At 35.8% G+C, this 14373-nt stretch carries 16 protein-coding genes; 12 read left to right on the forward strand and 4 right to left on the reverse strand.

All coding sequences use genetic code 11. The annotated features are described in order from the left end of the window. Nucleotides 1–128: 128 nt before the first annotated feature. The 7 genes from BN1242_RS07380 (at nucleotide 129) to BN1242_RS07410 (ending at nucleotide 4646) form a co-directional block, all read left to right on the forward strand. Nucleotides 129–704: a TetR/AcrR family transcriptional regulator gene (locus BN1242_RS07380; RefSeq protein WP_062353608.1), complete on the forward strand. Its 576-nt coding sequence runs from the start codon at nucleotides 129–131 to the stop codon at nucleotides 702–704. 87 nt (nucleotides 705–791) lie between these two features. Next, entirely contained in the window at nucleotides 792–1646 is an 855-nt protein-coding gene (locus BN1242_RS07385) for an SDR family oxidoreductase (protein ID WP_203226046.1), read from the forward strand. A gap of 32 nt (nucleotides 1647–1678) precedes the next feature. Then, complete coding sequence (locus BN1242_RS07390; protein WP_062353616.1) at nucleotides 1679–2380, forward strand: FAD-dependent oxidoreductase; 702 nt, start codon at nucleotides 1679–1681, stop codon at nucleotides 2378–2380. Between the two features lie 253 nt (nucleotides 2381–2633). Continuing rightward, a complete protein-coding gene (locus BN1242_RS07395) occupies nucleotides 2634–3056 on the forward strand; it encodes an OsmC family protein (protein ID WP_062353619.1) in 423 nt (140 codons plus the stop codon). A 122-nt stretch (nucleotides 3057–3178) separates the two neighbouring features. Continuing rightward, nucleotides 3179–3361 carry a hypothetical protein gene (locus tag BN1242_RS07400; RefSeq protein WP_062353623.1) on the forward strand — a complete coding sequence of 61 codons (183 nt, stop codon included), beginning with the start codon at nucleotides 3179–3181 and terminating at the stop codon, nucleotides 3359–3361. 135 nt (nucleotides 3362–3496) lie between these two features. Further along, the gene (locus BN1242_RS07405) at nucleotides 3497–3952 is read left to right on the forward strand and encodes a MarR family winged helix-turn-helix transcriptional regulator (RefSeq protein WP_062353627.1); all 456 of its coding nucleotides are present in this window, start codon (nucleotides 3497–3499) and stop codon (nucleotides 3950–3952) included. Between the two features lie 139 nt (nucleotides 3953–4091). Further along, a complete protein-coding gene (locus tag BN1242_RS07410; RefSeq protein ID WP_062353630.1) occupies nucleotides 4092–4646 on the forward strand; it encodes an NADPH-dependent FMN reductase in 555 nt (184 codons plus the stop codon). Nucleotides 4647–4688: 42 nt separating this feature from the next. Here the strand turns inward: BN1242_RS07410 and BN1242_RS07415 are convergent, their stop codons facing one another. Together BN1242_RS07415 and BN1242_RS07420 are read right to left on the reverse strand one after the other, a co-directional pair. Beyond that, a complete protein-coding gene (locus tag BN1242_RS07415) occupies nucleotides 4689–6800 on the reverse strand; it encodes an MMPL family transporter (protein WP_062353634.1) in 2112 nt (703 codons plus the stop codon). A 198-nt stretch (nucleotides 6801–6998) separates the two neighbouring features. Next, nucleotides 6999–7574: a TetR/AcrR family transcriptional regulator gene (locus BN1242_RS07420; protein ID WP_062353637.1), complete on the reverse strand. Its 576-nt coding sequence runs from the start codon at nucleotides 7572–7574 to the stop codon at nucleotides 6999–7001. Nucleotides 7575–7854: 280 nt separating this feature from the next. Here BN1242_RS07420 and BN1242_RS07425 point away from each other — a divergent pair, with 280 nt between their 5' ends. Beyond that, a complete protein-coding gene (locus BN1242_RS07425) occupies nucleotides 7855–8049 on the forward strand; it encodes a hypothetical protein (RefSeq protein ID WP_062353641.1) in 195 nt (64 codons plus the stop codon). A gap of 53 nt (nucleotides 8050–8102) precedes the next feature. Here BN1242_RS07425 and BN1242_RS07430 read toward each other — a convergent pair whose 3' ends face one another. Continuing rightward, nucleotides 8103–8993, reverse strand: a complete 891-nt coding sequence (locus tag BN1242_RS07430) for a sulfite exporter TauE/SafE family protein (RefSeq protein WP_062353645.1) — start codon at nucleotides 8991–8993, stop codon at nucleotides 8103–8105. Between the two features lie 192 nt (nucleotides 8994–9185). On the opposite strand from BN1242_RS07430, the gene BN1242_RS07435 reads away from it, so the two are divergent. After that, nucleotides 9186–10286: an NAD(P)/FAD-dependent oxidoreductase gene (locus tag BN1242_RS07435; RefSeq protein WP_062353649.1), complete on the forward strand. Its 1101-nt coding sequence runs from the start codon at nucleotides 9186–9188 to the stop codon at nucleotides 10284–10286. Nucleotides 10287–10305: 19 nt separating this feature from the next. After that, nucleotides 10306–10782 (forward strand): Cys-tRNA(Pro) deacylase, encoded by a 477-nt coding sequence (gene ybaK, locus BN1242_RS07440; protein WP_062353652.1) that lies wholly within the window; start codon nucleotides 10306–10308, stop codon nucleotides 10780–10782. Between the two features lie 232 nt (nucleotides 10783–11014). Here ybaK and BN1242_RS07445 read toward each other — a convergent pair whose 3' ends face one another. Beyond that, nucleotides 11015–11617 carry a TetR/AcrR family transcriptional regulator gene (locus BN1242_RS07445; RefSeq protein WP_062353655.1) on the reverse strand — a complete coding sequence of 201 codons (603 nt, stop codon included), beginning with the start codon at nucleotides 11615–11617 and terminating at the stop codon, nucleotides 11015–11017. A gap of 155 nt (nucleotides 11618–11772) precedes the next feature. Between BN1242_RS07445 and BN1242_RS07450 the strand changes: the two genes are divergently transcribed. After that, entirely contained in the window at nucleotides 11773–12687 is a 915-nt protein-coding gene (locus BN1242_RS07450) for an ABC transporter ATP-binding protein (protein WP_062353660.1), read from the forward strand. Beyond that, complete coding sequence (locus BN1242_RS07455) at nucleotides 12680–14281, forward strand: ABC transporter permease (RefSeq protein WP_062353663.1); 1602 nt, start codon at nucleotides 12680–12682, stop codon at nucleotides 14279–14281. Before BN1242_RS07450 ends, BN1242_RS07455 begins: the two co-directional genes overlap by 8 nt. Nucleotides 14282–14373 lie beyond the last annotated feature (92 nt).

A 14373-nucleotide genomic window follows, 5' to 3' on the forward strand; every position in this document is an offset into this window, starting at 1 on the left:
AGACAGAGAAATACAAAAGTATTTGGATAATTATTTTTTTGACTATGGATTGACAAATTCGAGGAGAAACTATACTGTTATATATATAGACCAATCGGTATAATTTTTATAAAAAAGAGGTTATATACATGAACGAGAAAGTATCTTCCAAGGAAAAATTAATCATCACTGCCTCTAAACTCTTTCAACAGCAAGGATACCACGCAACAGGGTTGAATCAAATAACAAAAGAGAGCGGAGCACCAAAAGGTTCACTTTACTATCATTTTCCAGATGGGAAAGAACAACTAGCTTTGGAATCTATCCAACTAACAACTGAGTTTGTTGCAAGGCAAATTGAAGAAGGGTTAAAACAATCAGATAATCCTGTCATTGCCATACAACATTTTATATCAATGATTGCAGATCGTTTCCAAAAAGAAGGACATCAACAAGGAGTTCCAATTGCGGCAGTAGCATTAGAAACATCTTTAATTAGTGACGAGTTACGGAAAGGTTGCCAGGAAGCATATCGAAAGTTTCAAAATTTATTTGCCCAAAAGCTAGTTAGTGGTGGGTTTGTTGAAGAAAGAGCGGAACAACTGGCAGTAGTCATAAATTCAATGATTGAAGGTGCCTTTCTTTTATCATTCACTTATGGAGACAGCAGACCGTTACGATTAGTTGCAGAGGAAATTCCTCATGTTTTACGTATGGAGGACTAAAGGAAAAGGAAACACTTCTTGAAGTGATCCTTCTTTACTTCAAAATTATCTAGACTGGTCTAATACAAACGATAAAGGAGCAACATGATGAAAGTTTTAGTTACAGGTGCATCAGGAAATGTCGGGCGCTACGTCTCAGAAGAATTAATCAATATGGGTGAACAAATAGTCGTTGCGGGCATGAATACGCAAAAATTAACGGAGCTTTTTCAAGAAAATGCAGAGGTAGTTTATTTTGATTTTACTAATCCCGACACTTTTGAAAAAGCTTTAGCAAATGTTGACCGAGTGTTTCTCATGCGACCGCCCCATTTAGGGAAGCCAGAAGATTTGTATCCTTTTATTGATGCGATGAAAAAGGCCCAAATTAAATTAGTTTCCTTTCTATCGTTAATGGGGGTCGAAAAGAATCCGATTCCACCCCATCATAAAATTGAAAAATATATTGAGGTAAGCGGCATTCCGTTTGCACATATTCGTCCTGGATTTTTTATGCAAAATATTTCGGGCATTCATGCCGTTGAAATACGAGAGAAAAATGAAGTTTTCGTACCGGCAAGAAAGAGCAAAACAAGTTTTATCGATGCAAAGGATATTGGGTTTGCTACTGCGATTGTTTTACATGAGTATAACAAATACGAAAATACCGCACACACAATTACTGGTAGTAAAGCACTTGATTATTACGAAGTAGCGGAAATTTTAACAAATATTACTGGAAGAAAGATACGTTATGCAAAACCAAGTTATTTGCAGTACCGAAAATATTATATAAACACTCGCGGTCTGAATAAAGATTATGTCAATGTAACAGTGGCGCTGTACTTTATGACAAGAATGGGAACGGCAAAAATGGTGACAGATGATTTTTACCAATTAACAGGTAAACAGCCGCGCACCTTTGAACAATTTGTCAAAGAAAACATTCAAAGTTTTTCATAACAAATAATTGAAAAAAATAGGGGGAATGGGACATGGGTTTTATTAAAGATATCGCACCAATATTTAAAAAGAGTGAAATAACTTTTCTAAAATGCAACCAAGAAGGTAATCAACTATACACATTTTTATTTGAAAAACCGGTAAATCTTGATTATAAAGCAGGACAACATGGTGTTTTTACAATTATTCATAAAAAAATAAAAAAACCGAGTCGACCATTTAGTGTCGCAACCGCTGCTTTTGAAGAACATGTAAAAATCTCTATGGAAATTCCTGAAAAATGCAGTGAGTTTAAACAAGCGTTGTTACAATTAAAACCGGGGATGAAAATACAAATGCGCGGTCCGTTTGGGCCACTTTATTTAAATGAAGAAAAACCCGCAGTCCTAATTGCGGGTGGGATTGGCATTACTCCATTTCGAGCGATGATGAAAGCAGCAGAAAATAATCCATCTATCAACCAACCGATTACACTTTACTATTTGGATAGCAGAGAGAATTATCTTTATAAAGAGGAACTCGATGAAATAAAGCATCCGTTAATTACAGTAAATTATATGAGCAAAAAAGATAGCCTTTATGACAAACTCGATGAATATATAACTAAACAGAAAAACGATAGCATATATTACGTAGCTGGTCCGCAAAAGATGGTAAAATCTGTACAAAACCATTTAAAAGCGAATAATATTTCCAAATCGAATATAAAAAAGGACATATTTTTTGGTTATTAATATAATGCAATGATATGTTTGTATTATGGTACAAAGTCTTTATTAATTAAAAAATGGGAAAAATTCATGTCGGTGATTTTGAAGATTTTATTGAGAGCCATATAGAAAGAACTATAATAGAGTAATAGAATTAAATCGGATATTGTCCGAATAGGAAAATATTGTCATGATAAAAATAATGAAACGACTCATACTATTGTGGAGAAATACCATGATAGTTTTTTTAGTTTTCAAGTGAAAGGAAGGAGAAAGATTGGAAACAACCATCAAGTGGATAGGAAAAATGGCTTTTGCAAGTACCACCCCTTCAGGCCACGAATTGAAGATGGATGCCTCTGAAGAAGTAGGTGGGGAAAATAGCGGTCCAAGACCAACAGAGATGCTGTTAAATGCAGTTGCCGGCTGTACCGGAATAGATATCATTTCTATTTTACATAAAATGCGGCTAGAACCAACATCCTTTCTTATGGATGTAAAAGGTGAACGAGCGGAAAATCATCCGAAAAAGTTTACCAAAATCCATATCCATTACGCGCTAGAAGGTGAACTACCGGAAGACAAAGTCGTACGTGCAATCGAGCTTTCAAAAAATAAATATTGTTCTGTGTCACATTCGCTCGATTCTACTATTACCGTTTCGTACTCGATTAATAATACTGTAAGAAAAGAACTATAGCTGCTTGTCTAGAAAAATGGTTCTAAACGCGAATCGTAAAAGGAATGGGATTTTAGTGGTACATAAATAAGATAATGTCTAGGTTACTTTCTTTTTACCGAACTAAGTGAGGAGGGAAAAAATTGAGCAAACTAAACAATGAAAGTGCACCAAACAACAACTTATCCGCAGCAGACATTAAATTTTCGAAGCTCGTCCAAAACGAAGAATTCTCAGAGGAACTTTCTGATGGTGGAGAAAGAAATAATATGATTAATAAACAGCAAAAGTTAACACCCGAACTTAAGAAGAAAAAACACCAATAGTTGCCCCACTTGTATAGGTGGGTGTGCTTAAAGTATATAAAAGAAATATGTTCAATTTAAATTATAATGGTTGACAGATGAAATCACCTATAATATAATTGTCTCGAATTCGAGATAAATAAAAGGATGATTTTTATGGAACAAGAAAATTTGGTAGACAAAGATCAACAACTATCTTTAAAGCTTTTTATCGTATTAACCCGTGCATTAGAAGCGATTCAGAAGCAAATTATTAAAGATATAAAAAATTATAATCTTAATTTAAGTGAATTCTCTGTATTGGAACTATTATATCATAAAGGGGATCAACCAATCCAAAAAATTGGTCAGAAGGTACTATTAGCAAGTAGTAGCATCACATATGTCATTGATAAATTAGAAGAAAAAAAATACATCAAGAGAAAAGCATGTCCGAAAGATCGCCGGGTAACTTATGCGGTGATAACAGATGAGGGCAAAAACTTCATGGATGGTATTTTTCCGAAACATAAAAAGGCAATCAGTCAAATAATGGCCGGGTTATCAACGGAGGAAAAGGCAACAATGATTCCTCAATTAAAAAAATTGGGACTGTATGCGCAAAATCTATAATTTTTTTACGTATATAGTTCGGATTCGTAATATCCTAAACGAAATCAAATCGTTTGCAATCTGTTTAATTATGGTTTACAATTATCTCGAATTCGGATAATATAATTTAAAAACATTAGAGAATGTAGGAGGAAAATATATGTTAAAAATTGGTATTGTTATTGGTAGTGTTCGTCAAGGAAGAAATGCAGAGGCTGTTGCTAATTGGATGTATGATTTTGCAACTAAAAGAAATGATGCTGAATATGAACTAGTCGATCTTGCAAAATACCCACTTCCGTTATTAGGAGCTGCAATTCCTGAAGCACAGCAAAAAGAAGCAGAAGCAACAATGAAGGCTTGGTCAGAAAAAATGGCTGAATTCGACGGCTATATTTTCGTTGCGCCAGAATATAACCATGCAGTTGGTGGTGCACTGAAGAATGCTCTTGACTATTTGAACCCTGAACTAAACAATAAGGCTGCAGGATTTGTTGGCTATGGTAGCTTAGGTGGTACTCGTGCCCATGAAAATCTTCGTTTAATTTTAGGGGAGCTGCAAGTAGCAGATGTTCGTACAGCAGTTACGTTCTCTCTAATGACAGACTTTGAAAATATGAGTGTATTTAAGCCAGCTGACTATCATGCAAACAATGCTAACGATATGTTAGATCAGCTATTAAAGTGGAGCAAAGCATTAAAAACAATTCGCTAAAAAAATAGGGTCAGACTCCTACGTCGGGGTCTGACCCTACTATTATGATTTTAGTTCTTTCCTCGTCTTGTCTTTTTCAAGAAATACGATAATTCCTGGTAAAAGAATTCCCCTTATCAGAAATGTATCTAGTAAAATCCCAACCGCTACAATAAAGCCAAATACAAATAATAACTGGATAGGTTGGGTCATTAATACAGCGAACGTAGCAGCCAAAATTATTCCAGCAGAAGAAATAACTCCACCAGTATGGGCAACTGCAATTTCAACCGCTTTTTTTACCGGATGTTTTAACCTTTCCTCTTGGAACCTCGAAATTAACATAATGTTATAGTCGATCCCTAAGGCAACAAGAAAAACGAAGGCATATAGCGGTACTCGGTCACTGATTGATCCGATTCCGAAGAAAATTTGACTTAAAAATGTTCCTAAACCTAATGCTGCCAAATAGGAAACTAATATGGTTCCCATCATGTAAATCGGCATTTTAACTGAACGGGTTAATACAATTAACATCAAGAAAATCAAAATGGTTTCCAATAAAACGATAACGATAATATCCCGGTTATTAATGGTTCGTTCATCTAGTTTAGTAGCAGTTTCACCTGCGAAAAATAACTTTCCGTTCAATTGCGTTTCTGAGACTAATTGCTCTTTTTTGTCGATGATAGACTGTAACGTATCGATTGTCGTTTTTTCATAAGGGTTTTCAGTGAATGTAAGACTAAATTGGACGGCCTTTTGATCGTCGGAAATTCCATTCACTCGGACTTCATTTACTTTTGGTTGTTTTAATAGAACAGATTGGATTTGATCGATGTCAGCCTTCGTAACCGTACCATTTGCTTCATATAATACCGTTGTTGGTGCTAAATCTCCCTTTTCAAATTTCTCCTCTAATATTTCATAACCTACTCGTGAAGGCATATCTTTTGGAAAAGACTTCATCGTATCAAACTCATATTGAAGATTGACTAAATTGCTAGCAGATAAGATTAAAAATAAGCTAATAACAGTAACTGCAACCCCAGGCTTTCGAGTAACAAATTTACCAATTTTACTCCAAAAACCGTGCGACTCCTCATGAATATCTCCGACCTTAGGAATTTTTGGCCAAAAAGATTTTCTACCAAATAAAGTAAATAAGGCAGGAACTAATGTTATCGAAGCAATCATAATAACAACCATTGTAGTCCCAAAGGTAGGTGCGAAATTGCGGTAATCACCAAATTGGGCGAAAAATAAAACGAGCATGGCAGCTAGTACTGTTCCACCAGAAAAGAACACAGGCATTCCAGTTTCTTGCATCGCTAATTTCATTGCTTCAAATTTACTTTCCTGTCGCTTCAATTCTTCCCGGTACCGGGAAAAGACAAATAAGGAATAATCAATGACAGCTGCAAAAAGTAAAATGGTCATGATGGACAAAGTTTGATTACTTATAACTAAACCAGCTTTACCCATTATTCCGAGTACTTGCATAACTACTTCATAGACGAAAGCAGCAGCAATAAGCGGAATTAATGCTAGTAACGGTGAGCGATAAATAATAACTAATAAGATCAAAATTAAACCTACTGTTGAAAAAAGTAACACCAAATCCGCTCGTGAAAAAAGATCCAATGTATCAGTTGCTATCCCTGCTGGACCAGTAATATAGAGAGATATGTCCTTATATTGGCCAGTAATTTTAGCAACTTCTTGTTGCGATGCTTTTAACTCTTTCGTCTCAAGTTTATCAGAAAATTGAAACGGTATAATGGCCGTCGTTTGATCTTCAGAAAAGAAACTACTAGCAGCTGGAGCAGGCAATTGGGCAAATGGGATTAACGGTTCTGCTCCGTTAATGTTACTATCGACAATTTGTTGATAAATCGTCTGCAAATTTTGCAGGTCTAGTTCTCCATCTTTAGCTTGAAAAACAAAAATTGCGGGAATTCCATTATTATCTGTAAAGTATTCATTGATTTTCTTTTGGGCGATAACAGACTGGACATCATCAGGTAAAGAGTCAATACTTGATACTTCATAATCCTTTGCACTAGGAGCAAAGATTGCTAAACTTATTGTCAGGATAAGCCAAACAGATAGTGTTATTTTCATTCCTTTTTTTGTCGTAACCACATCAGTAATTTTTTGAAGTAATCTTTTCATAATTTCCCCTCACATTGGTTATTTTTTTACACGCAGCCGTGGAAAAGTGAACATTTACAAGTAACAGAAATAGTTGGTTTTACAAACATCCTCAATAAAAAACTATGCTAATTGAAAGTGACACATTTGTAACTTTCGGTAAAAAATTATTGACAGTTATGTCACTATTATTATCTTGAAAAGTAACACACATGTCAATTAATTGTTATTAGAAATTCCATCTAAAATAATTTCTTTAATGGAATTAATCCATAAATCACGAGAAATGTGAAAATGATTAGGGATGGCAATCGTTTGAAAGATAAAACCTAAGATTAATGCGTTTGGTATGGAGGGCTTTACTTTACTCGTTTTCTTGCCAAGTTGAATAAACTCATCTAGTTGATGATACATTTTAATATGCAGTTGATCTAGTTCCTTTTTCTTCGTGGTAATTCGCTTGTCTCTAGTATTAGAGATTCGCTGACCAATTGCAATTATTTGATGAATATTAGCATTTTGAAAAATGAGGTCAATAAGATAGTTAAATTTTTCATGGAAGTTTTTGCACTGAGTGATTTCATTCAAGTCTACTAAGAAGTTTTTCATTTCTTGGAGCATAAATTCAACAATTAATTCATCCTTATTATCAAAGTATTTATAAATAGCTCCTCGAGAAACTTCCAATCTTTCAGCTAATATACCAAAAGTGAACCCGTCATAACCATTTTCAAGCAGAATTTGCTTAGTTTCCTGAAATAATTCTTTCGTTGTAAATTTTTTTTCGCGTGCCATGTAGTATTCACCTCAAGGATTATTATAGTCTAGCTAATAAGAGAAATAAAGAGGACTGCCCTTAGTTAGTTTTACTTATAGCATATCTCTCATAATGTAACTATCGTTTTTAGATGTTTCCTATAGGTGGAAACTACTATAATTATTAAGCAATCCTCTATTACTAGTTTTATTACTTAATAGATTAGAACATTTTTACAAGATTCATATAAAGACCTAAGCCAAGCTCTCTCCACTTGAATAGAGTAATACTGTATCAAAAAGAAAGGAGGAAATGGATGTGGGTCAGTATTGTAGAATATTAGCAAATACTCCACCGGATTATGTGGTGAATCGTGTTTATTTGGATGGTACTTCTTTTGCTGTAACTCGTTTTATTAACTATGATCGTTCAACTGGCTTAGCGTATTTTTGGAACGGTAATTCCGTAGTTTCCGTATATTGCAGAGACATTACTGCGATTGACTGGTTTTAATAGGTAGTACAGGATGGATGGACGTTTAATAAAAGGGTTCAGTCCCCACAGTTCTAATTGTGGGAGCTGAACCCGTTTCTTTTACGGCTTTTTTTTACTTGCATGATTGTGTAAGTGACAGCAAGGGCCCATAGAATTATGAGGATAGAATAGACAAAGATGGAGATAGAAAAGGTGGCATCTAACGCAATAAGTAGAGTGCGAATATTAGTAATGATAATTACACCACCGACTAGTGTACCTAATAGATTTGTAGGAATGATTTTTACGAGCCATGCAGCAATCGGGGCAGCTATTAGCCCTCCAATCATTAACGCTATGACCCACTGCCAATGAATTTGCGACCACCCTAAAGTAAGTAAAAAGCCTAATGTTGAGGCAACAGCAATAGCGAATTCACTCGTATCAACGGAACCAATAACTTTTCTTGGTTCCATTTTTTTACTTGTTAGTAAAACTGGAGTAGCAATTGGCCCCCAGCCACCGCCTCCGGTAGCATCTAAAAAACCGGCAAAAAAACCTAGAGATAAGTATTGTTTCTTTGACCATTTTTTATTGACCATTTTTTCTGCCGGATTAAATTTAAAGAGAAATCGGTAAAGGACATACACTCCTAGTAATAGTAAAAAGCCAGATATGAACGGCTTTATCACGTCGCCAGGAATGCTACTTAAAAAACATGCACCGAGAAATGCTCCAACCGAACCAGGAATAATTAGTCTGCGGACAACTTGTTTGTCAACATTTCCAAACCGAATATGGGATATGCCAGATGCAGCTGTAGTAACGACCTCTGCCAAATGAACGGAGGCGGAAGCGACGGCAGGTGCAATTCCGAACAGTAGCAGTAAGGATGTGGAAGTGACCCCATACGCCATCCCTAAAGCTCCATCAACAAGTTGTGCCACAAGTCCGATAAAAGCGAGAACAATGAGCTTCTTCAAAACGAAACACTCCCCTATAAAGAATCAACTACTTGATCGGTCAACAACAAAAATACAGTTACTAACCTAAAATATGTAGCAACCACCAATTGGGTTCATACCTAAAAAAATCTCTCAGGGGGAAAGACCCATCCAATTGTTGGAGACAGATTCAGTGTGTTAAAATAAATTTTAGTGAAGGGAGGCTGTCTGATGAGTCGTTATGCTGTGATTGGTGCAGGGGTATTAGGTGCTGCAACAGCTTACCACTTAGCAAAAACCGGAAAAAATGTTATAGTCATTGATCAACCAAAACTTGGACAGGCCACGGATGCGGCTGCAGGAGTAATTGCTCCCTGGATCAATAAACGGAGGAACAAAGCGTGGTATATGTTAGCAAAAACTGGTGCAGCCTATTACCCGTCGCTGATTAATGAGCTAAAATTGATTGGTGTAGAAAATACCGGTTATAAAAAGGTTGGTGCCATCTATTTGCAACCAACAATGGAAAAAGTCGAACAACTAAAGACACTTGCACTATCTAGAAAAATGGATGCTCCTGAAATTGGAGAAGTTAAAATATTATCAGCTACAGAAACAACCGATTATCACCCACTAGTGGAAGCTAAAATGCCTGCCCTTTATGTAAGTGGAGCTGCGCAAGTGAATGGAAGAAATTTACGAGAATCATTACTACAAGGGGCAAAAAAGTTTGGGGCTACCGTTGTCTATGGTTGGGCTAAAATGATTGATCAACATACGATAAAAGCGGATGAAACGTATTATGAAGTAGAAAAACTAATTGTTACTGCCGGAGCTTGGGCAAAAGAAATTTTACAACCACTAGGAATAGACGTAAAAATCAGCTCACAAAAAGGGCAAATACTTCATCTCCAAATGAAAAACCAACTAACTGGAGAGTTTCCAGTTTTATTGCCTGCGAATAATCAATATATTTTAACGTTTGCCAATAGTGAGCTAGTAATAGGATCAACCAACGAGGATAATCAACATTTCAACATAGAAGTTACTGTGGCAGGGATTTATGAAATCTTACATAAAGCTATCCAAGTTGCGCCAAAACTATTGCATGCAACATTTTTGGAAGCGCGTGTTGGTTTTAGGCCACATACCCCGCAATATCTGCCTGTTATTGGTCAATTGCCACATTATCCAAATATTTATTTTGCTAATGGGCTAGGTGCCTCTGGATTAACAATAGGTCCTTATTTTGGGGAACAACTAGCAAAACTAGCTAGCAATCAGCTACTAGATATAGACGTATCATTATATAGTGTTCACAATGCTTTTTAAAAGGAGGAGGGTTCCAAATATGTCAGTAAAAACAAATGCCATGCGAATATTAGAACGCCAAAAAATTGATTATCAAGTGCTAACCTATTCGACAGTCGATGGAAAAATTGACGGAATAGCGGTAGCAAACAAAATAAATCGTCCGATTGAAACAGTATATAAAACGTTAGTAACCCACCATCTACAGGACTTGTACGTATTTATTATTCCTGTGGAAGAGGAACTCGATTTAAAAAAGGCAGCGCGTGTTAGTGGGACAAAAAAATTAGAAATGCTACCGATGAAGGAGTTACAAAAATGGACTGGATATATTCGTGGTGGTTGCTCGCCTATCGGGATGAAAAAATTGTTTCCGACATATATCGACGAAAGCGCAGAAACATTACCACTAATTGTTATTAGTGCAGGAAAAATAGGATATCAAGTCGAAATTCAGCCACAAATGTTAGCAAAAGTAGTTCGCGCACAATTTGCTGATATCATTAGGGCTGATTAATCTCATTAAAATTACAAATAAACTGCGGAATTCATGTGCGGTATAAGAAAAACAATCATCCCTTGAAGTGTCCATGGAGCTAAACGTCAAAACAATTAGTATAATAGTATAAAATCACACATACTGGAAAATACATCCGACGAATTGCGAAAACGAAAGCATGTTACTAATACTGCCGAGGACCCAATACGAACACTATCCAGCCGCATTAACACGGTACAACTACTCGCTATCAATCATCTCCAGGTTCATCTTGACTTCTACCAACAATCCCATAAAAAAACAATTTAGTTAACTCCTCTGTATAAGGTAGCAATTGACTTGCTACTTCTTCTTTTTGCATAAACTCTGTAAACATTTGCATAAAAATTAGAATCGCCTCAACAGAAATAGTTGAATCGACAATTCCTTGTTGTTTTCCCTCATTAAAAAAGGCAACCAACATTGGTAGTGCTTCATTCTCATATATTTCACTGATATAGCTTTGACCGCTGGCATAATCCTTCATCAAGTCTTGAAAAAACTTTTCATTTAACCCGTAAGAAATTTGTGTTTTTCCAAACATGATTCGTTTCAACTTCTTTGAAAATGGCAAGTCGCTTTGTAATAACCGCTTTTGTTCCTGCCAAATTTGATCAACATAATATTTAAAAACTTCCTGCACTAGATTATCTTTACTTTCAAAATAATTATAAATAGTAACTTGAGAAACAGTTGCATTTTTTGCTATTTCAGCGATGGAGACTTTTTGCACACCATATTCCATAAAAAGCTGTAATGCCGCATCTAGAATATTTTGTTTTTTCATCTCTCTCCTACGCGCAAAACCGTCCATATCTTTCACCTCAACTATAGTTTAATAAAATTTATGAAATAAAACAAATAAAATATTTCAAAACGGGTTGCGCTTACATCCGTTTTTATATATTATGAACTATAAGGATATATATATTTCAAAACTTAAATTCCTTGAATAAGAGGTGACTGTGTATGACTGTAGTGAAAATCGATAACTTAACAAAAAGGTTTGGCAATTTTTATGCCTTAAATGGGGTAAACATGGAAGTGAAAGAAGGGGAGATTTTTGGTTTTATTGGACCGAATGGTGCTGGAAAGTCCACTACTATTCGTATTTTACTCGGGTTATTAAGGGCTACTTCAGGAGAGGCAACAATATTTGGAATGGATGTATGGCAGCAGGCAGTGAAAATTCATGAGAGAATTGCATACGTACCAGGAGATGTGAATTTATGGCCAAATTTAACAGGAGGAGAAGTAATTGATTTATTTATAAAATTGCGTGGTGGGAACATAAATAAACATCGTCGAAACGATTTGTTGGAAAAGTTTGATTTAGATCCGTCAAAAAAATGCCGGACGTATTCAAAAGGGAATAGACAAAAAGTAGCTTTAGTAGCAGCTTTTGCAGCAGATGCTGATTTATATATTTTAGATGAACCGACATCTGGTTTAGATCCATTGATGGAACAAATTTTTCAAGACTGTGTAAAGGATGCGAAAAATGAAGGGAAAAGTGTTCTCCTTTCGAGTCACATTTTATCGGAAGTGGAAAAGTTATGTGATCGGGTCGGTATTATAAAGGAAGGAGAAATAATTGAAACAGGGAGTTTAGCACAACTGCGTCACTTAACACGTACACACATTTCCGTCGAAACAGAAGAACCAATTACTGCTATTTACGAAATGAAAGGTGTTCATGAAGTGAAACAAATAGCAAACAGACTTTCATTTCAAGTAGATGCAGAAGAGTTGAGTAATATTATGAAATATATTGCTCCGTATGGGATAGTAAAACTGGAAAATCGCCCTCCAACATTAGAGGATTTGTTTATGCGTCATTATGAAAAAGAACACGAACTGTCTGGAGGTCATTTTCATGACTAAGGGGATGTTCAAAAATAGTAGACTGTTATTTTTATCGATAGTAAAAAGGGAAAAAATCCAAAGTGTTTTTTGGTTAATAGGGTTCACCTTTTTTACTGTCATTGTTCCAGTCGCACTAAATGAACTTTACCCTACGCAACAAGACCGGGATGCCTTTGCTGAAACAATGGAAAATCCTGCAATGATTGCAATGGCTGGTAAAGCAGATTTAAGTAATTATACGATTGGAATAATGACAGCTCATCAAATGCTACTTTTTACTGCTATTTTAGTAGGGATTATGAGTATTTTTCTCGTTACAAGAAATACACGAGGTTCAGAAGAAGACGGTCGCTTAGAATTAATAAGTTCTTTACCTGTTGGAAGGCTAGCAAACCTTCATGCTACTAGCCTAGCCGTTATTGCTGTCAATTTTATTTTGGCAATAGTAATATCAGTAAGTTTATCCAGTTTAAAAATAGCAACAGTTGACTTTCCTGGGTCTTTATTATACGGAACTTCACTAGCTGCAACAGGAATTTTTTTCGCCAGTATTGCAGCCCTATTTGCCCAAATTACTGTAACATCAAGAGGAGCTAATAGTTATGGAATTGCAGTACTTTTATTCTCCTATTTAATTAGAGCAATTGGCGATGTAAGCAATGAAACTGTTTCTGCAATATCCCCATTAGGTTGGCTCACAAAAACAGAAGTTTATGGGGAAAACAATTGGTGGCCAGTTATTTTACTATTTCTTTCAGCTACGATAGTTTTTCTATTCGCGTCTTATTTAAATGTGAGAAGGGATCACCAGTCAGGTCTTTTAAAAGTAAAATCTGGAAAACGACACGCTAGTAAATTTTTACGAACACCTGTCGGATTAGTAGTAAGGTTACAAAGAACGGCAATTATTTCGTGGGCTATCGGTATGCTCATTTTAGGGGCGTCTTATGGATCTGTTTTAGGAGATTTAGAAAGTTTCTTTGAAGGTAGTGATATTTTACAACAGTTCCTAATAAATAATGAAAATTATTCGTTAGTAGAGCAGTTTTTACCAATGTTAGCTTTTGTTCTTGCCATTATTGCTGCTATCCCGCCGATACAAATGATGCTCCGATTATTGGGGGAAGAGAAAAAGAACAGAATGGAACACCTATTAGGGCGTGCAGTCTCTAGACAAAGGTTGTTTCTCACGTATTTTATCGCTGCTATTATAAATGCATATATTATGTTATCCCTTTCGGCAATTGGATTATGGTCATTAGGTGCCTTATCTATCGCGGGAGGATGGAGTTTTTCGACTGTATATGGTGCAACAATTATATATTTTCCTGCAATAGTAGTACTTGTTGCCATTACTAGTTTATTAATCGGCTGGTTGCCAAAATATAGCCAGTTAATTTGGTTAATCGTTATTTACACCTTTATCGTTGTATATTTAGGTGGGTTGCTTCAATTACCAGATTGGGTCGAACGATTGACTCCATTCGGTTACGTTCCAGAACTTCCGATTGAAGAAGTAAATTATTGGTTGCAATTTTTATTAGTTATTACCGCCTGTATGATAACATTCATTAGTATCATTGGGTATCGAAAGCGAGATATTCAAAGTTAGAGATAAAGGAAAGAAAGCTGAAAATCAGCAGTAAGCGGCGTAATTATCTATACGCCGCTTGTACTAGTGTTTGAAAAATCCTCTACAGTAAA

Source organism: Bacillus kwashiorkori (assembly GCF_001375515.1).
Taxonomy (GTDB): domain Bacteria; phylum Bacillota; class Bacilli; order Bacillales; family Caldibacillaceae; genus Bacillus_BK; species Bacillus_BK kwashiorkori.

Bases quoted from the DNA above. Each gene is read 5' to 3' on its own strand.
- ybaK (WP_062353652.1), top strand. From the start codon at position 10,306: ATGTCAGTAAAAACAAATGCCATGCGAATATTAGAACGCCAAAAAATT.
- BN1242_RS07450 (WP_062353660.1), top strand. From the start codon at position 11,773: ATGACTGTAGTGAAAATCGATAACTTAACAAAAAGGTTTGGCAATTTT.
- BN1242_RS07415 (WP_062353634.1), bottom strand. From the start codon at position 6,800: ATGAAAAGATTACTTCAAAAAATTACTGATGTGGTTACGACAAAAAAA.
- BN1242_RS07385 (WP_203226046.1), top strand. From the start codon at position 792: ATGAAAGTTTTAGTTACAGGTGCATCAGGAAATGTCGGGCGCTACGTC.
- BN1242_RS07380 (WP_062353608.1), top strand. From the start codon at position 129: ATGAACGAGAAAGTATCTTCCAAGGAAAAATTAATCATCACTGCCTCT.
- BN1242_RS07410 (WP_062353630.1), top strand. From the start codon at position 4,092: ATGTTAAAAATTGGTATTGTTATTGGTAGTGTTCGTCAAGGAAGAAAT.
- BN1242_RS07405 (WP_062353627.1), top strand. From the start codon at position 3,497: ATGGAACAAGAAAATTTGGTAGACAAAGATCAACAACTATCTTTAAAG.
- BN1242_RS07390 (WP_062353616.1), top strand. From the start codon at position 1,679: ATGGGTTTTATTAAAGATATCGCACCAATATTTAAAAAGAGTGAAATA.
- BN1242_RS07455 (WP_062353663.1), top strand. From the start codon at position 12,680: ATGACTAAGGGGATGTTCAAAAATAGTAGACTGTTATTTTTATCGATA.
- BN1242_RS07445 (WP_062353655.1), bottom strand. From the start codon at position 11,617: ATGGACGGTTTTGCGCGTAGGAGAGAGATGAAAAAACAAAATATTCTA.
- BN1242_RS07435 (WP_062353649.1), top strand. From the start codon at position 9,186: ATGAGTCGTTATGCTGTGATTGGTGCAGGGGTATTAGGTGCTGCAACA.
- BN1242_RS07420 (WP_062353637.1), bottom strand. From the start codon at position 7,574: ATGGCACGCGAAAAAAAATTTACAACGAAAGAATTATTTCAGGAAACT.